The 22,948-nt window shown below is 60.8% G+C and carries 22 protein-coding genes; 7 read left to right on the top strand and 15 right to left on the bottom strand.

What is annotated here, in order from left to right; translation table 11 throughout:
* Positions 1–79 precede the first annotated feature (79 nt).
* Positions 80–670 carry a lipocalin family protein gene (locus ACOOFN_RS03375; protein ID WP_420433682.1) on the bottom strand — a complete coding sequence of 197 codons (591 nt, stop codon included), beginning with the start codon at positions 668–670 and terminating at the stop codon, positions 80–82.
* A 117-nt stretch (positions 671–787) separates the two neighbouring features.
* Between ACOOFN_RS03375 and ACOOFN_RS03370 the strand changes: the two genes are divergently transcribed.
* Complete coding sequence (locus tag ACOOFN_RS03370; RefSeq protein ID WP_420433680.1) at positions 788–1,321, top strand: response regulator; 534 nt, start codon at positions 788–790, stop codon at positions 1,319–1,321.
* Here the strand turns inward: ACOOFN_RS03370 and ACOOFN_RS03365 are convergent.
* The 3 genes from ACOOFN_RS03365 to ACOOFN_RS03355 form a co-directional block, all read right to left on the bottom strand.
* A complete protein-coding gene (locus ACOOFN_RS03365) occupies positions 1,318–2,340 on the bottom strand; it encodes a threonine aldolase family protein (protein ID WP_420433678.1) in 1,023 nt (340 codons plus the stop codon). The two genes, ACOOFN_RS03370 and ACOOFN_RS03365, sit on opposite strands and share 4 nt — an antisense overlap.
* Positions 2,341–2,370: 30 nt before the next feature.
* Entirely contained in the window at positions 2,371–3,045 is a 675-nt protein-coding gene (locus tag ACOOFN_RS03360) for a hypothetical protein (RefSeq protein WP_420433676.1), read from the bottom strand.
* 211 nt (positions 3,046–3,256) lie between these two features.
* Complete coding sequence (locus ACOOFN_RS03355) at positions 3,257–3,448, bottom strand: hypothetical protein (RefSeq protein WP_420433674.1); 192 nt, start codon at positions 3,446–3,448, stop codon at positions 3,257–3,259.
* Between the two features lie 191 nt (positions 3,449–3,639).
* Between ACOOFN_RS03355 and ACOOFN_RS03350 the strand changes: the two genes are divergently transcribed.
* Complete coding sequence (locus ACOOFN_RS03350; RefSeq protein WP_420433672.1) at positions 3,640–4,845, top strand: pyridoxal phosphate-dependent aminotransferase; 1,206 nt, start codon at positions 3,640–3,642, stop codon at positions 4,843–4,845.
* Between the two features lie 93 nt (positions 4,846–4,938).
* Complete coding sequence (locus ACOOFN_RS03345; RefSeq protein ID WP_420433670.1) at positions 4,939–5,406, top strand: Dps family protein; 468 nt, start codon at positions 4,939–4,941, stop codon at positions 5,404–5,406.
* Positions 5,407–5,687: 281 nt separating this feature from the next.
* On the opposite strand, the gene ACOOFN_RS03340 is transcribed toward ACOOFN_RS03345, so the two are convergent.
* The 5 genes from ACOOFN_RS03340 to ACOOFN_RS03320 form a co-directional block, all read right to left on the bottom strand.
* Positions 5,688–6,581, bottom strand: a complete 894-nt coding sequence (locus tag ACOOFN_RS03340; RefSeq protein ID WP_420433668.1) for a LysR family transcriptional regulator — start codon at positions 6,579–6,581, stop codon at positions 5,688–5,690.
* 10 nt (positions 6,582–6,591) lie between these two features.
* Positions 6,592–7,590 (bottom strand): aldo/keto reductase, encoded by a 999-nt coding sequence (locus ACOOFN_RS03335; protein ID WP_420433666.1) that lies wholly within the window; start codon positions 7,588–7,590, stop codon positions 6,592–6,594.
* A 115-nt stretch (positions 7,591–7,705) separates the two neighbouring features.
* On the bottom strand, positions 7,706–8,887 hold the full coding sequence (locus tag ACOOFN_RS03330) for a DUF547 domain-containing protein (RefSeq protein ID WP_420433664.1): 1,182 nt from the start codon (positions 8,885–8,887) through the stop codon (positions 7,706–7,708).
* 96 nt (positions 8,888–8,983) lie between these two features.
* Positions 8,984–9,928, bottom strand: coding sequence for a thioredoxin-disulfide reductase (trxB, locus tag ACOOFN_RS03325; RefSeq protein ID WP_420433662.1), 945 nt, complete (start codon positions 9,926–9,928; stop codon positions 8,984–8,986).
* A 75-nt stretch (positions 9,929–10,003) separates the two neighbouring features.
* The gene (locus ACOOFN_RS03320) at positions 10,004–10,912 is read right to left on the bottom strand and encodes a mitochondrial fission ELM1 family protein (protein ID WP_420433660.1); all 909 of its coding nucleotides are present in this window, start codon (positions 10,910–10,912) and stop codon (positions 10,004–10,006) included.
* Between the two features lie 74 nt (positions 10,913–10,986).
* Between ACOOFN_RS03320 and ACOOFN_RS03315 the strand changes: the two genes are divergently transcribed.
* From ACOOFN_RS03315 to ACOOFN_RS03300, 4 genes are all read left to right on the top strand, one after another.
* Positions 10,987–11,292, top strand: a complete 306-nt coding sequence (locus ACOOFN_RS03315) for an ArsR/SmtB family transcription factor (RefSeq protein WP_420433658.1) — start codon at positions 10,987–10,989, stop codon at positions 11,290–11,292.
* The gene (locus ACOOFN_RS03310) at positions 11,285–11,740 is read left to right on the top strand and encodes an SRPBCC family protein (protein WP_420433656.1); all 456 of its coding nucleotides are present in this window, start codon (positions 11,285–11,287) and stop codon (positions 11,738–11,740) included. Before ACOOFN_RS03315 ends, ACOOFN_RS03310 begins: the two co-directional genes overlap by 8 nt.
* 91 nt (positions 11,741–11,831) lie before the next feature.
* The gene (locus tag ACOOFN_RS03305) at positions 11,832–12,212 is read left to right on the top strand and encodes a BlaI/MecI/CopY family transcriptional regulator (RefSeq protein ID WP_420433654.1); all 381 of its coding nucleotides are present in this window, start codon (positions 11,832–11,834) and stop codon (positions 12,210–12,212) included.
* On the top strand, positions 12,209–13,762 hold the full coding sequence (locus ACOOFN_RS03300; protein WP_420433652.1) for a M23/M56 family metallopeptidase: 1,554 nt from the start codon (positions 12,209–12,211) through the stop codon (positions 13,760–13,762). Before ACOOFN_RS03305 ends, ACOOFN_RS03300 begins: the two co-directional genes overlap by 4 nt.
* A 71-nt stretch (positions 13,763–13,833) precedes the next feature.
* On the opposite strand, the gene greA is transcribed toward ACOOFN_RS03300, so the two are convergent.
* From greA to carA, 6 genes are all read right to left on the bottom strand, one after another.
* On the bottom strand, positions 13,834–14,307 hold the full coding sequence (gene greA, locus ACOOFN_RS03295; protein WP_420433650.1) for a transcription elongation factor GreA: 474 nt from the start codon (positions 14,305–14,307) through the stop codon (positions 13,834–13,836).
* A 37-nt stretch (positions 14,308–14,344) separates the two neighbouring features.
* The gene (gene carB, locus ACOOFN_RS03290; RefSeq protein WP_420433648.1) at positions 14,345–17,659 is read right to left on the bottom strand and encodes a carbamoyl-phosphate synthase large subunit; all 3,315 of its coding nucleotides are present in this window, start codon (positions 17,657–17,659) and stop codon (positions 14,345–14,347) included.
* A gap of 125 nt (positions 17,660–17,784) precedes the next feature.
* Entirely contained in the window at positions 17,785–18,339 is a 555-nt protein-coding gene (locus tag ACOOFN_RS03285) for a metal-dependent phosphohydrolase (RefSeq protein ID WP_420433646.1), read from the bottom strand.
* Between the two features lie 71 nt (positions 18,340–18,410).
* Entirely contained in the window at positions 18,411–19,958 is a 1,548-nt protein-coding gene (locus ACOOFN_RS03280) for a peptide ABC transporter substrate-binding protein (RefSeq protein WP_420433644.1), read from the bottom strand.
* A gap of 17 nt (positions 19,959–19,975) precedes the next feature.
* Entirely contained in the window at positions 19,976–21,601 is a 1,626-nt protein-coding gene (locus ACOOFN_RS03275) for a phytanoyl-CoA dioxygenase family protein (RefSeq protein ID WP_420433642.1), read from the bottom strand.
* A complete protein-coding gene (carA, locus tag ACOOFN_RS03270; RefSeq protein ID WP_420433640.1) occupies positions 21,601–22,749 on the bottom strand; it encodes a glutamine-hydrolyzing carbamoyl-phosphate synthase small subunit in 1,149 nt (382 codons plus the stop codon). The genes ACOOFN_RS03275 and carA overlap by 1 nt, the downstream gene beginning before the upstream one ends.
* Positions 22,750–22,948 lie beyond the last annotated feature (199 nt).

The following is a 22,948-nucleotide window of genomic DNA, read 5'->3' as shown; positions in this document are numbered from 1 at the left end:
GACGGCGCTGTCATCTGCAGTGAGTCTTGCCATGTCTCAGGTATAGGGAGTGCGCACCGGAGTTTCCAGTTTGTTCCGCCTAATCCGCAGCGTTTTCCGGCAGACCCTCAGTCGGGGCAGCGTCCCGGCTCTCCCACTGGTCGGGATAGATCAGCCCGTCCGTGTCAAAACCCAGCCCGTGCAGGAAATCGAGCCGCGCCTGGAGGGTGGCGTCATCCATTTGCGGTTCCCGCGAAAGGATCCACAGATAGCGGCCCTGCGGTTCGGACACGACGGCCCAGGAATAATCCTCGGCCACGTCGAGGATCCAGTAATCGCCGAAGAACGGACCGAAGAAACTCACCTTCAGGCGCGCATTCGACAATCGGTCGGCAATCCGCGCCCGGCCTTCCGCGACGTCCAGCTCGCCGTCCAGCCCGTCTTTCCAGCAGCGGTTGATGACCCGGATCATCCCGTCCTCGCGCCGCTCGTAATAGGCCGACACGCCATGGCAGTTCCGCTCGAATCCATGATCCGCCCGCGCAATCTCGAACCAGGTACCAAGGTATTGATCAATATCGATATTTTCTGCGACCGGCGGCGGTTCATCCCCGGCCAGCCGGGGGCGCGGCGAGGAGCATCCCGCCAGCGTCAGGGCGGCGGTCACCAGTCCGAGTATCGAGCGCATCATCCTGTCATTTCCTTATTCATCACCGCGCCCGGCCGGAAGTTACCGTTGGTTAAGGCCAATCAGCGCAATTTGCCCGACGGGGCTAGAAGCAATGTAGAGGCGGGTCCGCAAAAGGAAATGGCGGGCAGTTTTGATCGCATACGCGTCCTCATCGTTGAGGACAATTCGCACATGTCGGCGATTATCCGGACCATCCTGCAGGGGTTCGGCGTTCGCACGATTCATGAATGCCGTGATGCCGAGACTGCGCTGCAGAATATCGGTGTGCTCAATCCCGACATCCTGCTGGTCGACCTTTTTCTCGCCGAAATGGACGGGCTGGAACTCGCGCGGCAGATCCGCAGCGATGACAGCGGCGCCAACAAGTATCTGCCGATTATCATGGTCACCGCCCATTCCGAGCGTGCCCGCGTCATCCAGGCCATCAATGCCGGGATCAACGAATATCTTGCCAAGCCGGTGCGCCCGATCGACCTGTTCGAACGCATTGTCTCCTTGGTCGAACGCCCCCGCCGCTTTGTCCGCGCCCCGGACTATTTCGGCCCCGATCGCCGCCGCCGCCAGGACAGCGCCTACAAGGGGCCCTGGCGCCGTTCGACCGATGAGGATTATGACGATCAGGAGGAAGACCGCGAATTCGGTGCCGCCTAGCGGTTGATCGCGTGCGCCAGTGCGGCCAGCTCGGCCTCGCTGGTTGACCAGCTGGCGACGAAGCGCGCCGAACCGTCGGGCCAGCCATAAAACCCCGCCCCGCCGGCTTTCAACTGGCGCTCCAGTGCCGGGTCGAGGCGGACGAAAACCTCATTGCCGTCAACGGGATGGACAAGTTCGGCGCCGCCGGAAACTGTCAGAAGCCGGGCGATTTCCGCGGCCGCGGCATTTGCCTGGCGCGCTAGGTCGAGCCACAGATCGTCCGTCAGCCAGGCCAGCATCTGCGCCGCGATGAAGCGGATTTTCGGGCCCATATGCCCGGATCGTTTCTGCCGCGCTTGCAGCTCGCCGAGCCGCTCTCTTAGATCGCCGAACAGCACAATGGCTTCCGCCCCGATCGCGCCATTCTTGGTCGCCCCGAGGCACAACACATCGCATCCGGCTTTCCAGCTCAATTCGGCCGGGCGGGCTTTCAGCGAGACCAGCGCATTGGCAAACCGGGCACCGTCGAAATGGATTCCCAGCCCCTTTTCGCGCGCGGGCACCGTGAGCGCGCGCAGCGCTTCGGCGTCATACGCGCATCCGGATTCGTTGAGATTTGAGATCGACACGGCGCGTGGCGGCGTCGTGTGCACGAAATCCTGCGGCCATTCTTCCAGCGCGGCCCTCAGTCTCGCAGGGTCGATTTTCGCATGATCACCGGTCAGCGGCAAAAGCTTGCCCCCGCCAGTAAAGAATTCCGGTGCGCCGCGCTCGTCGCGATGAATGTGCGCCTCGTCATGACACAATATCATGCCGTGCGACGGGCACATTACCGACAGGGCCAACGCATTCGACGCCGTTCCGCTTGTCGTCAGGACCAGCTCGATCTCGGCTTCAAACAATTCCTGCAACAGGTCTTTCAATCGGTGGGTCAGCGGATCGGCGCCATAGCTCGGCGCATATCCGTCATTCGCATCAGCCAGTGCAGCCAGCACCGCGGGGTGAACCGGGGCCGTTGTATCGGAGAGAAAATTCATGCTGCCACATTCCGCAACTGGCGGACGGCGTCAATCGCCGAAGGCCGGGTCGCGCCGGCTCGCCGGCAGCACGTCCCGCATCGAATTCGAATTGGCAAGACCACCGGTCCGGTTTCCATCGCCCAGCGTGGCTTGTCCCGCAAGCGCATGGGGTGCGATGCCGAACGCCGCGCGAATGGCCGCGACATCAATCGTGTAAAAATCGCCCACGGTTTCGCCGGCAGCCGCCATCCGGCTGTTCCGGCGTGCGGCCTGCGGGCAGATGCCGGTTTGCGCGAAGGATTCAGGGTCGCCGGGGCATTGCAGACCCTGCAATACGGATCGGGTACCCGTACTCAACGGATAGGCGTCGGCAGCATTGGACGCCGCGTCGGTTTCGACAGGCGCCGCACGGGCTGAAACGGGCAGGGCATGGGCGGGTTCCGATGTCACCGATTCGACCGGTTCAGGCGCAGCGGTCTCTTCGGCAATGTCAGGCTGAGGGATGTCCTCGACGTCTGGCAGTTCTGGCGCCTGCGGATCCGCCTCCATCGGCGCCGGGATCAGCACGATCTGCGTGATATGCGAAAAGCCATCGAACTCGGACGAGGGGATCGACAAGACCGAAACCGCCAAGCCGCTGTGTACCAGCAGCGCCAATCCGGCCGTTAGCCAGCGCCGATCAAGACTTGCGGCCTGCACAAAGGTGAACGCTCGAAGCTGCAATAGCCTGCCCCGTTTCGCATTTTCACCCCGCTACAATCGCAGATAGCCGGAAATCGCGCAGATTGCGACCCTGCCGCGACAGCAGGCGGCTTAATTCGTGTTCATGTTGTGGTGTCAAACGGTTGATAACTTCGCGCGAACCCTGCGGCGGGGTCAGCCCGAGGCGAAACGCGATGGGATAACCTGTCTGCAAACAGGCGCTGACAAGCAGTCAACGGCCGCGAACCGCCACCTGTCTTGGCGCCGTGTCACCGTATGCGGTCAACGGCGCGTTGTCGGAATCCGCCAAGTGCAGGCTGGCCGGTCGATGGCTGTGATTGAGGTAGATCGTCGTGGCAAGTGCGCTGGCCGCGAGCATCAGCGCGACAAATGTGATTGGATTGTATTCTCTCGACTTCGCCATTGACCAACTCCCCTTGGCAGGCTTGCCCTTCCGGCATGGCGCGCGATGCGGGCGGCTCAAGGGCCAATTCGGGCCAACTTGGCGGCGATTGCGGCGCCCTCGCGGCAATTGCGGCGGAACTGGGACAACGCGCTTGGCGTGCTTAGGCGGCTTGGCTAGGTTCGGTTCCGCCGACCGACCCGGGAGACTCCATGTCATTCAAGCAATCCGATGCTCTCGCACGAGTGCAGCCGTCCGCAACGCTCGCCGTCACGCAAAAAGCTCGCGAATTGCGCGATAAGGGCGTGGATGTGATTTCGCTTGGCGCCGGCGAGCCAGACTTCGATACACCCGATCACATCAAGCAGGCGGCAATCGAGGCGATTGCCGCAGGCAAGACCAAGTACACGCCTGTAGATGGCATTCCAGAACTCAAGCAGGCGATCGTCGACAAGTTCGAACGAGAGAACGGGCTTGAATACACGGCGTCGCAGATCTCCGTCGCGCCAGGCGGCAAGCCGATCATCTACAATGCGTTGGTCGCGACGCTGAATCCCGGCGACGAGGTAATTTTTCCGGCGCCCTATTGGGTGTCCTATCCGGAAATGGTCAGGCTTTGCGGCGGCGAGCCGAAATCAATCCGGGCCGGCATCGAGACAGGCTTCAAGATCACGCCTGAACAGCTCGAGGATGCGATCACGCCGCGCACGAAATGGTTGATCTTCAATTCGCCGTCGAATCCGACGGGCGCCGGCTACTCGCGGCCGGAAATAAAAGCGCTCACCGAAGTCTTGTTGAGCCATCCCCATGTCATGATCATGACCGACGACATGTATGAGCACATTGTCTATGGCGATTTCACCTTCTCGACCGTGGCCCAGGTCGAACCGGCCCTTTACGAGCGCACGCTGACGACCAATGGCGTGTCCAAGGCATTCTCGATGACCGGCTGGCGGATCGGTTATGCGGGTGGACCAAAAGCGCTTATCTCGGCGATGCGCAAGGTTATGTCTCAGACCACATCGAACGCCTGTTCAATCAGCCAGTGGGCCGCCGTGGCCGCGCTCAACGGGCCGCTTGACTTTCTGAAGGAGAGAAACGCGGCCTTCCTGCGCCGCCGCGACCGGATGCTCGGCGACATCGCTGCATGTGCGGGGTTATCGGCACCCGCACCGGAAGGCGCATTCTACATCTTCGCCGAATGCTCGGCCTGGATTGGCAAGACAACAGGCGCGGGCACGAGGCTGGAAACCGATGTCGACGTCTGCAATGCCTTGCTCGAGGAAGCTGCCGTCGCAGCGGTTCCCGGCGCGGCCTTTGGCGGTTCGCCGGGGTTCCGGATATCCTATGCAACCAGTGACGAGGCCTTGTTGGAAGCCGGAAAGCGGTTGCGAAAAATGGCTGACGCAATCACATAAGAATTATCGATAGTATCAACACAAAAGATTTGTTTGATCTATGAATTCTGCAGCGCCAGGTTAGACGACGAATTGAATTCTAGGAGCTCATGAATGACGATGTCGATGGGAATGGACCAACCGAAGCGTGAAACAATGGCCGAGGCCGTGACCCGCGTGCTCGCTGACACCTATGCCCTATATTTCAAAACACACGCCTATCATTGGAATGTGACCGGGCCGCGCTTTCACGATCTGCACATGCTGTTCGAGACCCAGTACAACGAGATGTGGACAGCGACCGACGAGATTGCCGAACGGGTTCGTGCATTAGGCGTGAAAGCACCATCCTCCTACGCCGAGATGGACAAGTTTGCGGAAATCCGGTCGCAGGCGGAAAAAACCGATGCGAATGAAATGATTGCCGATCTCTTGGCAGGCCACGAGCAGGTCGCGGCCACCATCCGCGCCGCTCTCGAGAAGGCGGCTGAACTGGGCGACGACGCGACCGCCGATGTATTGACGCCGCGTTTGACGGTGCACGAAAAAATGGGCTGGATGCTGCGATCCACCCTGGTGTGAATGAAAATTTCGAGGAAACAAAAAAAGAGCCCCGGCCAAATTGGCCGGGGCTTTTCACATGCGTGAAGATAAATGCGCCGGGCCCTAGGGGAGGAGAAGGAACCCGGCGCGATGTGCATACAGTGTCGGGGAGGAGACAGTATGCAAACTCAGAAGGGGAATGCGCAGCTTTGGCTGCGTTCGAGGGGGCATATGGTGGAAAACCGGGCTCACGACCAGAGCCGATCGCGAATAACGGCTATGCAGATTTGCAAGGCACAAATGTTCGCCCAGGCGTAAAGCTAGCCAGCCCAGGTCTTTGCTTCGGAAATCAGGAAGTCCCGGAAGACAATTATTCGGCTCGAGCCTCTGAGCTCTTCTGGATAAACGAAGAACACCTCGAACACGGGGCCCTCGATATCAGGAAGTATCCGAACCAGTTTGTCGTTCTCGCGCGCAACATAGTCCGGAAGGCTCGCGATCCCGAGACCAGCTTCAGCCGCTTTCATCACGGCGTTAATCGTGTTTGCCTCGATCACAGCCTCGCGCGGTGCCGCGCCTTTCGGGCGACCCAAACGCGTTGCCCAGTCGAGATTGGGAATAGGCGCCATGGATGGCGGCCCGTATTGGACGATCGCATGGTCGTCGAGATCTTCGGGCTTTTGCGGCGTGCCGCTCTTCTGCAGATAGGCCCGGCTGGCATAAAGGTGCTGCGGTACCTTCATCAGCTTGCGCTGAATGAGATCATTCTGCGTCGATGGCCAGGGACGGATGGCACACTCGGCCTGCAGGTTTGCAATATCGATCTCGTGATCGTCCAGAAGCAGGCGAATCCTGATGTCCGGATAGGCTGCGTTGAAGGCGGCCAGTCGCGGTGCCAACCATATCGCGCCAAGCGCCGTCGGCGCCGTGACGCGCAGATCGCCCGACGGCTTGTCACGGGAGTCGGCGACCATCGCTTCTGCCAGTGCCACTTTCGCCGAGATGTCGTGCGCCGCGCGATAAAGAAGTTTTCCGGGTTCCGTTAGCAGCAGGCCGCGTGCATGCCGGTGAAACAGCTTGATGCCGAGCTGTTCCTCCAGCGCGGTGATCTGCCGGCTAAGGGCCGACTGCGACAGGCCGAGCGTGTCTGCCGCCGCAGTCAGCGAACCTGCCTCCGCAGCGGCATGGAATGATTTCAGCTTGTCCCAATCCATGGCTGCGGGTTTACCGGTTCACAGCGGCCATGCCGCTTTCATTGTAGCGCGCCCCTTGCACCCGGTCGGCCAGCGCCTCCAGGCGCGCGATTTCATCGGCAGTCAATGCAATGTCCGCAGCGCCGAGATTGGAATCCAGATTGCGCAGCTTGGTTGTTCCCGGGATCGCAACAATGTTCTTGCCGCGGCCGAGCACCCAGGCGAGGGCGATCTGGCCAGGCGCCGCATCATGGTTCGCGGCGACAGCACCGACCTCCTCGACCAGCGCCAGATTGGCCTCGTACGCACCATCGGCAAAACGCGGTTGCATCGCGGCTTGGCGGTACTCGCCTTCGCCGCCCGGCTTGTTGTCGCGCGTGAGCGCACCCGTGAGCAGGCCGCGACCGAGCGGCGAATAGGCGACGAGCGTGGCGCCGATCTCGTCGAGCGCCGGCAGCACGCCAGCTTCGATATCGCGCGAGAAAATCGAGTACTCGCTTTGCACGGCTGAAATCGGATGCGTTGCGTGCGCGCGGCGAATGGTCTCGGGCGAGGCTTCCGACAAACCCAGCGCACGGACCTTGCCTTCGCGCACCAGCTCGCCCATCGCGCCGACGGTCTCTTCGATCGGAACCTCCGGATCGACGCGGTGCAGGTAATACAGATCAATGATGTCGGTCTGAAGATAGGCCAGCGAGTTTTCGACCGCGCGGCGCATATTCTCCGGTGTGCCGTCAATCGTCGTTCCCGCCGGTTTGCCGGACTCGTCGAACAGGAATTTTGGCCCGAACTTTGTGGCGATCCGCACCTTGTCGCGACGATCGGCGAAGGCTTCACCCAGCAGTTTCTCGTTCGCGCCCATGCCATACATTTCTGCGGTATCGAAGTGGTTGACGCCGCGCTCTATCGCATTGTGCAGCAACTTCACGGCTTCAGCCCGTTCGGTAGGCGGCCCGTAAAAGGCCGAAAGGCCCATGCATCCCAGGCCGATGGGATAGACTGAGAAATCGTTTATACGGCGCTGTTCCATGCGACCCTCCGCTCGTGTGGGTCACACTAGACAGCGCCCGGAGGTTCGCACAAGGCGCGCCCGCAAAAAGGCGGCTCGTCGAGCCGCCTTTTCCAGTGCATCCAGTGCATCTCGATTAGTTCGAGTTGCCGCCTTCGTCATTGGCATCGTCATCGTCATCATCGAGATCAATGACGATATTCCTGTCCGGCAAGTCGCGAATGTAAACGTCGCCCAGAGTCCCGTCGCGGAATTGACGGATGCGGCGGTCGATCACGTATTCCATGAGCACTCTAGCATTGTCGGGCAGGCCGCCACAGAACATCGAGTCGGTCGTCCGTCCATCGCGGCGGGTCACCAGCGTCTGACTGATTGAACCCCCGCAGCGGTTCGACCCGTTGGTCATATCGGCGATGCCCCATTCATCGCTCGTGGCGCGCACCGGTATGTCGCTGTCCAGGAGCTCCATGACATCATCGCCGGCATAGCTGCGAAGATGCACGCGCAAATCGTCCGGCCAGTTGGCAAAATAGCGATCGGCAGCCCGTTCGTAGTGACGTGATACGGCCAGCCGGCGGGGCGAATTGTCAACGCCGCGAAGCGAATTCACGAATTCGCGGCCATTCGATTCGAGTTGTTGCCAGACCCGGTCGGCTTCATAGGCCTCGCGCATGACCCGGGGACTGCCGATCGTCCCATTGAAAAAGCCGTAGATCACCCGCGGATCATCCCAATAGCGGTAGACAATATTGTACTGGATATCGTTCAGGCTCAGCGGTCTGCCGAAAATCGTCACAACGGGTGCTTCGTGCATTTGCAGATCGCTGCCGGCAGCCCGCGCCCGGCGCAGATCAGACTGCGGATAGATCAGCCCCACCTGTTCGATGGTGGCAACGGTGTAGAGATTCAGCCAGAAAGCCAGCTGCTCGTCTGGATGCAGACGCGTCAGGTTCACGCGCTCGGGCAATTGTTCGAGCTCGCGTCGATACTCTGAGATTGCCTCGAGATGAAAATCCTCGACAAGGTGATAGATCACCCGGTTGGCTTCGTAGCGGAAACGGCTGTTATTGCCGGTGCTCACGCGTGTACCAGTCGCGATCGTGTTGCCGCGCGGCGAGCGGCGATCAGAATATCCGACATTGAGGACGATTTCCGACAACATCATCGTCCATGTCGAATAGTCGATCGATGTGCGCCGGAAATCGCCGTCAGTCGGCGCGTAGGCATTAAAGGCGGTTGTCTCGTAATCCTGCGCTTGCACGCTGGCTGAAAGTGCAATCGCCGCAATGACCGCGAGGGCCCGGCTGAAGTTCCGCATGTGTGTCCCCATGTTATCAATACGGCAGGAATTTCGCCCGGCTTGACTAAATCTACCGTTGCAATCGAATTAACTCATTGAAAGGCGGAGACCAGCCTATTCCTGCCCGGCCAGGAAGCGCTCGGCCTCGAGCGCAGCCATGCAGCCCATGCCGGCTGCCGTAACAGCCTGTCGGAAAACATCGTCGGTGACATCGCCCGCGGCAAACACACCGGGTATCGAGGTAGCCGTGGAATCCGGATCCGTGATCAGGTAACCGCCGCTTTTTGTTTCCAGCTGCTTGGAGAACAGCTCGGTCGCCGGCGCGTGACCGATTGCTATGAATACGCCGTCGGCTTTGTGCTCGTTGACATCGCCCGATTTGACATTCTTCAGCCGCACACCGGTGACGCCGGGTGGATTGTCATCGCCGGTAATCTCCTCCAGCACACTGTTCCAGATCACCTCGATCTTCGGGTGCTTGAACAGGCGGTCCTGCATCACTTTTTCGGCGCGCAATTCATCGCGGCGGTGCACCAATGTGACCTTGCTTGCGAAATTCGTAAGGAACAGCGCTTCCTCGACCGCAGTGTTGCCGCCGCCGATCACGAAAACTTCCTTGTCGCGGTAAAAGAAACCGTCGCAGGTCGCGCACGCTGACACACCGAATCCCTGGAATTTCTGTTCGGATTCCAGTCCCAGCCATTTTGCGCTTGCACCCGTCGCAATGATGACGCTGTCGGCTGTGTACACCGTGCCGCCGTCGCCCTTCAGCGTGAACGGCCGCTGCGAGAGGTCAGCCTCAACGATGATGTCCTCGACAATTTCGGTGCCCACATGCTCGGCTTGCGCCCTCATCTGCTCCATCAGCCACGGCCCCTGGATGACATCCGCGAAGCCCGGATAATTTTCCACATCGGTCGTGATGGTCAGTTGTCCGCCAGGCTGCAGGCCGGCGATGAGCATCGGTTTCAACATGGCACGGGCCGCATAAATGGCGGCGGTGTAGCCGGCCGCGCCCGATCCGATGATGATGACTTTGCTGTGACGGGAATCGGCCATACTTATTTCACTGCTCCGCGACTGCTTGGTGATCGGATATAGGCAGGTGCGCCCCAGGCGCAATGTGGAAGGGCATCAGGACGGGAAGAATCGGTCCCGTAACAGCCTCGCCATGCGACCGGTTTCGTCAAGCGGCGCGTAGCTCCAGTCGTCGATGCGGCCGAGATGTGGCCGCAGCGCACCATGCGCCTCGAGTGCCGCGTGCAGCAGGCGGAATTTGCCGGGATTGCCGGCCAGCGGCAGGCTGTAGACCGGCTTTCCGGTGAACGCGGCCTCGGTCAGCATGTTCGTGGATTCCTCGGTCACGAACAGGCGATCTGCCGTCGCCAGAAAAGCGAAATACGGGTTTTCCCCGTCGCCATCATACAGCCAGCAGCCCGGTAACTGGCCGAGCTCATTCAATGCCTCCATCATGGCTTTGGGCGTGCGGCGCGAGGTCGTGATCATCACCGCTTCGCCCCGATCCAGAAGACTGCGGCAAAGCGAAGTGATCGAGGCCATGACGTCCTTGTCCATTCGCAAGCGCTTGTTGGGTCCTCCGATCAACACCGCATTGCGCGGCGACGGCAGGGTGTCGATGCGCTCGGCAAAGGCCTGTCTTGCTTTCGTCAGCCTGTCCGCCGTCAGCCTGTTCGGCGAACCGATCATCGTCACCGCGTATGGCCGCCTCAGCCGGTCATGCTGCGGGGCCACGATGAGATCGAAGAGGTCATATCGCGTGCGCGGATCCTGGATATAAACGAAGCGCGCATCGCGGTAGATGTGCCTGTGGTCGCGCGCCGCGCGAATGGCGGGCCGGCCGCAGCCGATCCACACTGACGGGTTATCTGCATCCGGCAATGTCACAAATCCATCGTCGCGGACGACGGCCCGATGACACCTGCCGCCAACGCAATCGGCCAAGGCTTCGGCGAGCCCCAAGGCCTGATTTTCGATGCCTCTGCGATGATCGGCAACAGCCCAGATTTCGATCGGCGATGACATGACTCACCCATCGCCGATCAAGGCGAGGAGGGCAAGCGCATTGACACGTAACAATAACGTTACATATTAGATCCATGCAGACAGATAACGTTTTCCAGGCGCTGGGCCACCCTGTGCGGCGGGCCATTCTTGCGAAACTTCGGTCAGGCGAAACCAATGCCGGTGCGCTCGCGAGCGAGCATGCGATCTCTCGGCCGGCGGTTTCACGCCACCTTGCCGTGCTGCGACACGCAAAACTGGTCCACGAGCGACGACAGGGCCGGGAACGAATTTACACGCTGAATCCGGCTGCAATTGACGAAGCCCGGGCCTGGCTGAACGCGTTCTGGACGGATCGCCTGGTGAATCTGAAACGGCTTGCGGAGACGAACGATGAGTGACAGCAACAAGCCTCTCGAAGACATTGTTTGCGAGATCGATATCGCCGCGCCGCGCGAGCGGGTCTGGGAGATTCTGACCGGTCGCGAAACCACGCAGTGTTGGCTCGGTTGCCTGCAATACACCGGCAAGACTGGCGCGACCTTCTACATGCAGCCGGATCCGGAGAAGCGCCAGAAAGGCGATCTCGAGGGTGCGACACACTGCGAGATCGAAACCCTGAATGCGCCATCGACTTTCGTGTTTTCCTGGTTTTTCCCCGACACACCAAAGACCTATGTGCGCGTCGACCTCGAGGATGCAGAAGAAAACCTGACGCGGGTTCGCCTAAAGCATTTCGGTTGGGATCAGTTTCCTGCCGATATTATACGCCATGTCCGCGATGGGCTCGCAGGCGGCTGGGAAAGCGCTGTCCTGCCCAACCTCAAGCGGATGGCCGAACGGACATAGCCGCAGCACATTCCCTCTCAAACCGACGGGGCGTTGACGCGGCGCCATTCTCCGCCCATTGTGTTACAAAAGTAGCAAACATGTGACGCTTATGTTATCCACGCCCTCGCAAGCAGAACTGGCCGTACTGAAGCATCTCTGGACATCTGGCGCCCAAAGCGCGCGTGAAGTTCAGGACGCGCTCGCACCGACAACCGGCTGGTCGTATTCGACGACCCGAACACTGTTGTTGCGCATGACGGAAAAGGGATTGGTCAAGCGCGGCGATGCGCACGGTCTGGCGGTGTTCTCGGCGAAAGTTGCCAAAGTCACCCTCATGGGCCGGCTGATCCGCGACTTCGCGGTCGGGACGCTCGACCTTGATGGTCCGATTCCTGCGACCGCCTTTGCGTCGAGCCGTCTATTCACAGAGGAGGAAGCCGAAGAGCTCTCCCGGCTTCTTGCGGAGCAAGACTCCGAGGAACGGACATGAGCGGGCTGCTGGATGCCTTGTTGCTTGGCTCTGCATTGTCACTTTTGGCAGGCGGTCTGATCTGGACGGTATTGAACTGGTTCTCCTTGCAGCCTGGCGACGTTGTCTCATGGCGGATGGCACGCTGGGCGAGCCTCGCGCCGATCCTCCTGTCTCCACTGATCTACTTCATCCCGGAAACATCGATGGTTGCCACGAGTTCCATGCAGGCGGTGCATCCGCCCATGGAGGGCGTCATCCCCTCGTCGCCGGTGCAGGTCGCGACCGCGCCGGCGGGTTTCGCTTTCGACACAGGCTGGGTCGCCGCGCTTTATCTCTGCGGACTTTGCCTCTCATTGCTCGCCGGACTGCGAAAGCATGTGCGCCGCCATTGGCGTGTTCGTGAGAGCCGAATGCCCACGGCGGCCGAACGCCGCCTGCTTTTGGCGCTCGGCAGCGCCGACACGCCGCCGGTCAGGGTGTCGCCGCAGATCGCGAGCCCCGTTCTGACCGGCTGGAATGGCCTGGTGCTTGTCCCGGAGAGCCTATTTGACCAGCCGCGAGCCCTTCGTTTCGCCTTGATTCACGAGCAGGCACATTTTGAGCGCGGCGATGAACGCGACCGACTGGTGGGCGTCGCGCTGAAAGCGATTTTCTGGTTTCATTTGCCCCTGCGATGGATCGAGCGCGAATTGAATGCAGCGCGCGAACTCGCCTGTGACGCAGAAGTTCTCTGCGTGTTCGGCGCCGAACAACGTAAGGCATATGCCGAGACGTTGATCCAGACGATGCGCCAGGCCCTGCCCGCAGCATCGGCATTCGGACCACAGGACAGGAGACACAGATCCATGAGAATTAAAGCCATTGTTCGAGCCGCAAGACCGTCACGCTTTCGCGCGATATGCCGCACCTCGGCGAGTGTCGTTATTCTGGGTCCGCTTGCCGTTGCCCAGACAGCATGGACTGAACGTCAGTCGCCAATGCCGCGCGTCGAACTGGTCGATGCGATTGCGCCGCCACAGCCGGTCACCGAACCGGCACCGCAGCCTGAACCGCAGCTCGCAGAACGGAGTTTTGGCGCACCGGTCGTCACACCTGAACCCAATGCGGTAACATTGCCGGAACCGCAGGAAGCCAGCTTCGGCGCTTCGGATGCGCCGGCACCCTTTGCCGTGGAACCGGTTTCCGGCGGCCGCCTGACCAGTGGTTTCGGACCACGCCCTGAGCGCCCGGCAGAAGCGCCCCGATTCCACAATGGTACCGACATTGCCGCCTCACCCGGAACACCGATCCGCGCGCCTGCGGCCGGTCGAGTCGTGCATGCCGGATATGGCTTTGACGGCAATGAGGCCTGGGGCAACACGGTGGCCATCGATCATGGATACGGCTGGCAGACCATTTTTGGCCACATGCAGGGCGTCGATGTGCAGCTTGGCGATAACATCTCGGTTGGCACACAGATCGGGCGGGTGGGTTCTTCCGGGCGTTCGACCGGGCCACACGTCCATCTCGAAGTCCGCCAGAACGGCGAAGTGGTCGATCCGGCTGACCATATTCCCGGCCTGCGCTAGGCAACATCTTCAAAAACGCAAACAGCCGGCAGATTTGCCGGCCGTTTTTCTATCCGTTGCAACGCGAAGACCTATCGCCATTCGACCTTCAGGATTTCGTAGGATTTCAGTCCGCCCGGCGCGTTGACCTCTATGACATCGCCGACTTCCTTGTTGATCATCGAGCGCGCAATCGGCGACGTGATCGAAATCTTGCCGGCGCGGACATCGGCTTCGTCTTCGCCGACAATCTTGTAGACCGCTTCCGCGTCCGTATCTTCATCGACAACCGTGACGGTCGCACCGAATTTCACGGTTTCGCCATCCAGCTTGGAGACGTCGATAACTTGGGCGCGCGCCAGCTTGTCCTCGATCTCGGCGAGGCGGCCTTCGATCCAGCCCTGACGATCCTTGGCCGCGTGATACTCGGCGTTTTCCGACAAGTCGCCATGCTCGCGTGCTTCGGAAATCGCCTGGATCACGGCCGGGCGCTCGACGGTTTTGAGGTTTTTCATTTCTTCGTCGAGAGCCTTGTAGCCTTCGGCGGTCATCGGGATTTTCGTCATGTTCGGATTCTTCGCAGTTAAGTCTGCAGGCGGGTGATCAACTAGAGTAGGATTGCAAAGCCCGCGGTTCAAGCGCGCCATCATCAATCTTCTCCAGTGATCGCACTGCCGCAATGGCTGCAGACGCTGTCGTATAGCAGGGCACTTTGAGTTCCAGTGCTGTGCGGCGGATGGAATAGCTGTCCTTGTGAGACAAGCGGCCTTCCGTCGTGTTCACAATCAGCTGCACATCACCATTCTTGATATCGTCAACAATGTGAGGTCGGCCTTCATAGACCTTGTTGACCGTTCGCACCGGGATGCCGGCGTTTTCGAAAGTCTTCGCCGTACCTTTGGTAGCGAGAATCTCGAAGCCGAGCTCGGCAAATGCCCTGGCGGGCTCGATCATCAAGGGTTTGTCGGTCTCCTTGAGCGAAATGAAGACGGCACCCTTGCGTGGCAGATTCACGCCGGCCGCGAGCTGCGATTTCGCAAACGCCGACTCGAAACTCGTATCGATCCCCATCACTTCGCCGGTCGACCGCATCTCCGGACCGAGCACGGGATCGACGCCGGGGAAGCGTGCAAACGGCATCACCGCTTCCTTTACCGCAACATGGCTGGGTGCCGGCTTCTTGAGCCCGAAACCCGAAAGTTTGGCGCCGGCCATGACTTTCGCCGCGATCTTGGCAACCGGCACGCCGATCGCCTTGGCCACGAAAGGCACGGTGCGTGAGGCACGCGGATTGACTTCCAGCACGTAGATCGTCCCGTCTTTCACCGCGAACTGGACGTTCATCAGACCCTTCACGCCGATCGCCTTGGCCAGCGAAACGGCCTCGGCTTCGAGCTCTGCGACCATCTCCTTTGACAGCGAGAAGGGTGGCAGCGAGCAGGCGGAATCGCCCGAGTGCACGCCGGCCTCCTCGATGTGTTCCATGATCCCGGCGACGAAAACATCGTCGCCATCGCAGATCACGTCGACATCGACCTCTTCGGCGTTGTCCAGATAACGATCGACCAGCAAGGGCGTGGAGCCCGATACCACCACCGCTTCGCGCAGATAGCGTTCCAGCCCTTCACGATCGCGAACGATTTCCATGGCTCGACCGCCCAGAACGTAAGATGGACGCAGGACCAGCGGAAAGCCCAGATGTTCAAGCGCCGCCATGGCTTCGTCTTCCGAGCGCGCGATCTGGTTCGGCGGTTGCTTCAGGCCGAGCTTGTCGAGCAGCGCCTTGAACCGCTCCCGGTCTTCGGCAAGATCGATCGCATCGGGTGCCGTTCCGAGAATGGGCACGCCCGCGGCTTCCAGATCATTTGCCAGCTTCAGCGGCGTCTGCCCGCCATACTGTACGACCACGCCCAGCAACTCGCCGGATTGGCGCTCGGTTTCGATCAGCTCGAGCACGTCTTCCAGGGTCAGCGGCTCGAAATACAGCCGGTCCGCTGTGTCATAGTCCGTCGAAACGGTTTCCGGGTTGCAGTTCACCATGATCGACTCGATGCCCTCTTCCTTGAAGGCAAACGCCGCATGGCAGCAGCAATAATCGAATTCGATGCCCTGGCCGATCCGGTTCGGCCCGCCACCGAGGATGATGGCCTTCTTTCGGTTCGATGGCTGGGCTTCGTCATCGGCAGGCGCGCCCATCGGTCCGGTTTCATAAGTCGAATACATGTAGGGCGTGACCGCTTCGAACTCGGCCGCGCAGGTGTCCACGCGCTTGTAGACGGGGCGGATTCCAAGCGCATGGCGCTTTTCACGCACATCGGACTCGCTTTGACCGGTCAGTTTGGCCAGTCGGGCATCGGAGAACCCGTCCGCCTTGAGCGCCAGGAATTCGTCGGCTGAGGTCGGCAGGCCGGCTGACCGGATACGGTCCTCCGTCGCCACGATTTCGCCGATCTGGCGCAAGAACCAGGGTTCAAAATCGCACGCCGAATTGATCTCCTCGACCGTCAGACGTTCGCGGAAGGCTTGGGCAATGATCCGCAAGCGGTCGGGGGTCGGACGGGACAGGGCGGCAAAAATGGCTTCACGCCGCGCATAGGCGTCCGGTGCCTCGGCAAGCCCGTCGATCTCGATCTCGTCAAACCCGCACAGACCGGTCTCGAGCGAGCGCAGTGTCTTCTGAACGGATTCCTTGAAGGTCCTGCCCATCGACATGGCCTCGCCGACCGATTTCATCGATGTGGTCAGAATATTCTCGGCACCGGGATATTTCTCAAAGGCGAAACGCGGGATCTTGGTGACGACATAATCGATGGTCGGCTCGAAACTTGCCGGGATCGCCCCGCCGGTGATGTCATTGCCGATTTCGTCCAGCGTGTAACCGACCGCCAGTTTCGCTGCGACGCGGGCAATGGGGAAGCCGGTGGCCTTGGAGGCCAGCGCGGAGGAGCGTGACACGCGCGGATTCATCTCGATGACAACCATGCGCCCGTCTGCCGGGTTCACGGCGAACTGCACGTTCGATCCACCCGTTTCCACGCCGATCTCGCGTAGTACCGAGATCGAAGCGGTCCGCATGCGCTGATATTCCTTGTCGGTCAACGTAAGAGCCGGTGCCACGGTGACACTGTCCCCCGTGTGCACGCCCATCGGGTCAACGTTTTCGATTGCGCAGATGATGATGCAATTGTCCGCACGGTCGCGGACCACTTCCATCTCGTATTCTTTCCAGCCGAGCAGGCTTTCGTCGATCAACACCTGGCCGGTCGGCGAGGCATCGATGCCGGCGCGGACAATGGTCTCGTATTCATCGAGATTGTACGCGACGCCGCCGCCGGTGCCGCCCAGTGTGAAGGCGGGCCGGATAATGGCGGGTAAGCCGATCTGTTCGATGGCTTCCATCGCCTTGATCGCGCCTGCAGCGCGGTCATAGCCAATGATGCGGTCATTTTCGTCGCGGATCTTCGGCGACGAGATGACAAGCGCGCGCGGGTTTTCCAGCCCGATCTTGTCCATCGCCTCGCGGAAGCGTTCGCGATCCTCGGCCTTGTCGATGACGTCGGCCTTTGCGCCGATCATTTCGACCCTGTGCTTTTCGAGAATACCGCGACGATCGAGTTCCAGCGCGCAATTGAGCGCCGTCTGGCCGCCCATGGTCGGCAGCAGGGCGTCCGGCTTCTCGATCGCGATGATCTTCTCGACCATTTCCGGTGTGATTGGCTCGATGTAGGTGGCGTCCGCCAGTTCGGGATCGGTCATGATCGTGGCCGGGTTCGAATTCACCAGGATGACCCGGTAGCCCTCTTCCTTGAGGGCTTTCACGGCCTGAACGCCGGAATAGTCGAATTCGCAGGCCTGACCAATGATGATCGGTCCAGCGCCAATGATCAGTATGCTTTCAATGTCGGTCCGTTTCGGCATGCCGGTCCCGTTTTTCTGTGCGCACAATGGCTGCCGCTGGCGGAACAGCGGCGGCGAGGCGTCTGGTTGTCGTGCTAGGAGGCGGTCTTAGACCGGATTCGGCGGCTTGGCGAGAGGCTTTGACGCTATTCGATTTCGGCAAGTTCGCGTGCCATGTTTTCCCGCGCTTGGTCGCCGTATTTCTGCTCGAAATACGTGGTCAGGAAAACCCGATCCCCGGCCAGCGCCGCGCGCAGGAATTTCGCACGCGCTGCGTCGAATTCCGCCTTGGGGACCCGCCTGTACTCCTTGCGGACATCTGCGACATATCGATCGAAGGTGTCCCTTTGGGCGCCGAGGATCGAAAAATCTGCGTCCAGGAAAAGAGCGTCGTCCCGGTCAGACCCTCCCTCCCGGTGTTCGGACGTGGCGCGGATCAACTGGGCAACGCGCCCGGTCAGATCGCTGCCCACGCCAATGGCTGCCAGACGCTTCTGGGCGAACTCCGCGCTCCTTGCCTCATTATCCTGGCGTAGCGGGTCGTAGATGATGTCGTGGAACCAGACGGTGAGATCTATCCTGACGGGATCTGCCAGTTGGCCGCGGACCGGTTCAAGGGTCTCGAATAACCGAACCAGGTGGTTCAACCCGTGATAATGCCGGTGAGGTTCACCGTACCGTTCTGCGATTTCGTTGAACATGTCATCAGACGCTGCGTCGCCAATAGACAGAGCGTGCGCTGTCCGTTGCCAGAGTGAATAGAGATCCCGGCTCATCCAACGTCCAGCCCAAGCCAGCGCTGCGGCTGTATCCCGTCGGTCAGGCCTGTCACGCGATCCGAAACCAGCCAGTGCGCCTGCTCGTGCAGCAGCGGTATGACGACCTGCTGCTCGAGCAGGCTGTGTTCCGCGAGGCTGTAATAGTGCGATTGCTGGTCAACATCGATTTGGCGGCGAGCGGCGTCGATGAATTCCCGAAAGCGCCGGTTCGGTTCGCTGGGTGTCTCGAACCATCCTGAATCGTCTGCGAAACCGCCTTGCGAAAATGGCTCCATCATGAAGTTGGGATCGGTTTTCAGACCGCGATCGAAATGCGAGAGGGCAACATCGAAATCACCACCATCCACGGCCGAATAGAGATCCACCGGCGCGGTGGCCAGCAATTCGGTCTCAATCCCGGAACGTGTCCAGTCGTCGGCAATGGAAATGGCCAGCCGTTCGCGCTCGCCAGAACTCGTTCTCAGCACGATGCGCGGCGCATCGCGCCCCACCAGACCCGCAGCTTCAAGCAGCTGCCGGGCGGACACCGACGGCGTTACGGCGTTGCGCCCGCCCGGAATGATACGCTCGGTGGGCCGGGCAGTGCCCCCCATGATCTGTGAGGCAAGAAAACGCCGGTCGATGGATATGGAGAGGGCGCGGCGCAGTGGGACACGGTCCAGCGGCGGCCGCAGCAGATTGATCTTCAGATAGGTGAATTTGGGCGCGGGAAAGCTGCGTATGCGATTGCCCAATTGCTCACGCAGCAGAGGCATCTGCATGGCCGGAGGTTGTTCCACGAGGTCGAACTCACCGGCCCGGAACATGCGCACTCGGGTCGATGGCTCGTCGACGACATCGACGCGCACGGCCGGGACGGTCGCGGGCCGGATCGCCTGGTCGTTTCGAACGAGGTCGAAGGAAAGCGCGCCGCGTCGGGCCAGCGAGAAGGGTCCGGATCCGGTAAAATTCTGCGGTCGCACCCAATCATTGCCATGCGCCGCGATGATGTGGCGTGGGAAAGGGTAGAATTCCCGCATCAGGAGGGGAAACAGGCCGAGCGGCTGTGACAGCCGGAACTCGACTATTCCGGGGGCGGGCGACATGACACCGACAGCGCTGACCGGACGCTCGCCGGCCAGGACGGCTTGCGCATTCTCGACAGCGTAGAAATCGCCCAGCTCGCCGCCGGCGGTGGCCGGATCAAGGATCCGCTCTACCGACCAAACGACGTCTTCGGATGTCAGGGGCGCGCCATCGGACCAGCGCAGATCGTCGCGCAAGATGAAGCGCCAGGTGCGGCCAGCATCCGGTGTTTCCCAGCGTTCGGCCAGCCCGGGCGCAAGGCCGAGGTCTGCGTCATAATCCGTTAGCGGCGTGAACAGCTGCTTGTAGAGCAGGGCGGAAGCAGCGAACTGCCCGATCGCCGGATCGAGGGAATCCGGTTGATTTGCAATCGCGACGCGCAGCAGGCTTGTAGGCGGTTCGCGGTGGCCGGAACATCCTGCAAGTGTTGCTGTTGCGAGGCCGGAAGCGAGGGCCGAGCGTCGGGTAAGGATCACCTTCGCCTCCCTGGGATTCAGATCGGTGCGACGACGCGGTCAGGATCGACCTCGCGTTTCGACGGCTCTACGTAATAGAGGCCGCCCGTGTCCCAGCGCTCGACCGCACCGTAATGCTTCATCGCGTCCAGTGCCGTGTAATGGCTGATGATCGCCTTGCGCAGCCGGTCCGGATTTTTCGCCACCGTGCCGCGATGAAGGAGCCGGGCATGCCAGATCAGCAAATCGCCTTTTTCTGCCGTGAATTCGATTGTCTCGAGTTCCTCGCGGGCAATGGTCTCTTCGAAGAAAGGCGTCAGCACGCGCTCGGAATGGATCGGCCAGGTCCGCGCCTCGCGGACTTCCCGCGGTACGAAGTCCAGGATCTTGCTTTTCTTGATGTGCGGCCATTTATGTGTCCCGGGAACGAACTGGAATGGACCTGAATCCGGTGTGATCGTGTCGAGAGCGAACCAGCAGGCGGCATACCGGCCGCGTACTTCGTCGGGATTGAGATAATCGTCCTGGTGCCAGTCGCGCTGGGTGGTCTTCCAGCCAGTGAGGTTGAGGTTCATCACCATTGCCTCGCCGATCAGTGCCGCAAGCTTGTCGACCAGCGGCTTGTAGAGGCAGAGATCAAGAATCTCGGGGACGTCCATGTAAGGTGTCTCGTCGTCCCATCCACCTGGCGCAGAAACTTTCGCCCGCACTTGGCAATAAGCCGCGACGAGATCAGGTGGAATGAAATTGCGTAGGATCAGGTAGCCGTTCTCGCGCCAGTGTCGTTGGTCGGCATCGAGCAGGTTTTCGTCCACCTCTTTCCGGTCGAGGGGCGGCAGCATGTTGTCTGATGGTGCCTCTTCCGCGATGTCGGTCCAGCTGATCGCGGCCTTGAACGGGTTCTGAGCGAAGAACAGCAATTCCTCGTCGCCGCCTTCACCGCCGACAAGCTGGACACGGCAGGCGCCGAAACCTGCACTGCGCGCGGCCTTTTCAAGGCTTTCCGGACCCAGGAACCAACGCCGGACATTGGCGGCAAGTGTCGGCCAGTCCGAACCTTTCTCGAGCCGTGCAACGGAGCCGTAATTCGGTGTCGAGACCATCAAGAGGCCGCCGGGCTTGAGTTTGCTTCGACAGGCTTTCAGGAAAGCCACCGGATCGTCCGAAAAACTGATCACGTCCAGCGCCGTCACCGCCTCGTATGTCGCGTTCGGCAACCCGCTGTCCTCGATACGGACCGGTTCGATCTGGATGTTGAGATGTTTCGTGCCCCAGGCGGCGATCTGCTTCCAGGGATCGACACCCTGCACCTTCCAGCCATGCGCCCGGCTGTGAAAAAGGAAATACCCCGGACCGGATCCGATATCGAGCAGGTGCCTGTCCCATGGGCCTGTCTTCACGATCCATGGCGTCAGCTCGCGCGCGATCTCTACTAGGCGCTCATATTTGAAGGACAGGCCGGACAGGTCCAGCGCCTTCCAGTCATTCATGTAATGCTCTGCGCCCAGATGGGTAAAATCGAATGCTGTGCCCGGCACCCGTTGTGCCAGCCCGCAAGAATCGCAGGCATTGATCCCTGCCTTCTGACCGAGCGGGAGCTCGAATGGCGCGTATTCCGTCTCGAACGTACCGCCGCAGGTCGGGCAGGTGCGCTCGATATCCATCAGGCGGGCGCTTTCGCGAGGGATGCCACGAAGCAGTCAAAGACAGCGAAGCTGTCCTGTGGCCCCGGGCTGGCTTCAGGGTGGTGCTGCACCGACATCACCGGCTTCGACTTCAGGCGGAAGCCGCAATTGGTGCCGTCGAACAACGAGACATGGGTTTCCACGGCATCCGTGGGCAGGCTGCCGGAGTCGACGGCAAATCCGTGGTTCATGGAAACGATTTCGACCTGCCCGGTCTCGTGGTTCTTTACCGGATGGTTGGCGCCGTGATGTCCTTGCGGCATTTTCAGCGTGCGGCCGCCAAGCGCCAGCGCCAGCATCTGGTGGCCAAGACAGATGCCGAGTACCGGAATGCCGGCCTCGATCACGCCGCGAATGGCATCCAGCGCATATGCACCCGTCGCGGCAGGGTCGCCCGGACCGTTGGAGACCACTACCCCGTCCGGCTTCAGTGCCAGTATATCATCCGCCGACGCCTTGCCGGGGACGACTTTGACCCGCGCGCCGGCCGAAACCAGGCGGCGCAAAATGTTGGCCTTCACGCCATAATCCAGAACCGCGACCAGTGGGCCGTCGGCCGGTCCGGTTGAATGCCCCTCGTTCCAGATCCAATCGCCTTCGGACCAATCTGCGTCACCAGACGACATAACGTCGCTCGCCAGCTCGCGACCTTCCATGGCATTGGCGTCGCGTGCCTTGGCTTTCAGCGCGTCGAGATCGAACTGGTCGGTCTGCGAATGTGCAATCACCGCCATCGGCATGCCGCTCTCGCGGATGCGCCGGGTGATCGCCCGCGTATCGACGCCGGAAATCGCAATAATTCCGCGCGCTGCAAGCCAGTCGTCGAAACGCGCAGTTGCGCGATAATTCGCCGGGTCCGTCATCTCTGCGCGCATGACCATACCGGTCGCGGCGCATTGCGCACGCCCGCAGGCCGCCTCTTCGTCGTCCTCATTGGTGCCGACATTCCCTACATGCGGGAAGGTGAAGCAGACGATCTGTCCGGCATAGGACGGGTCGGCGAGGATTTCCTGGTGACCGGTCATCGCCGTATTGAAGCAGAGTTCGCCCAGCGATTCGCCGGTGGCTCCAAGGCCGCGCCCAGAGAAAACCGTTCCATCGGCCAGCACCAGACGGGCGTAACCCATTGGCGTCGGGGCTTGATTTTTTTGCGTCGTCGTCATACGAGCGCGCTCCTTGCAAAAAGAGGGCGGTGATCGCTATCTTTTCAAAACTGATGGCGCGCGAAGCTAGGAGACGCGCCGGGTTGCGTCAAGAAATCGCTTGAGCAGGAAAACAATTCAAAAACAAACGCTTGCATTTACTTGCTGAGCACCGAAGGTTTGG

Origin of the sequence: Hyphobacterium sp. (assembly GCF_965217055.1) — a bacterium.
In the GTDB taxonomy this organism is placed as follows: domain Bacteria; phylum Pseudomonadota; class Alphaproteobacteria; order Caulobacterales; family Maricaulaceae; genus Hyphobacterium.
This window is presented reverse-complemented; position numbering and strand designations above follow the sequence as displayed.